This is a genomic window from Salmonella sp. SAL4457 (assembly GCF_046548235.1).
Lineage (GTDB): Bacteria > Pseudomonadota > Gammaproteobacteria > Enterobacterales > Enterobacteriaceae > Salmonella > Salmonella enterica.
On record NZ_JBGDZO010000172.1, the window covers coordinates 1 to 347 of the forward strand.

1 pseudogene is annotated in these 347 nt (G+C 67.7%); it reads right to left on the bottom strand.

Annotated elements, in window-relative coordinates:
* Positions 1 to 347 (bottom strand): annotated as a pseudogene (locus tag ACLJNW_RS23770) (DNA topoisomerase IV subunit B); the annotation flags it as partial.

Below are 347 nucleotides of genomic sequence, written 5' to 3' on the forward strand. Positions count from 1 at the left end.
TTGAGCCACAGGCTGAAGGCGTCCTTCACCACGCCCGAGACGAACGCCGCCGCCTCGCGGGACGACAGGCGCTCCTTGGTCTGCCCGGAGAACTGCGGCTCCTGCATCTTCATCGAGAGGACGAAGGCGATCCGCTCCCAGACGTCCTCGGGCGCCAGCTTGACGCCGCGCGGCAACAGGTTGCGGAACTCGCAGAACTCGCGCATGGCGTCGAGCAGGCCCTGGCGCAGGCCGTTCACATGGGTGCCGCCCTGGGCCGTGGGAATCAGGTTGACGTAGCTTTCCTGCACCGACTCACCGCCCTCGGGCAGCCACAGCAGGGCCCAGCTCACCGCTTCCTTGGAACC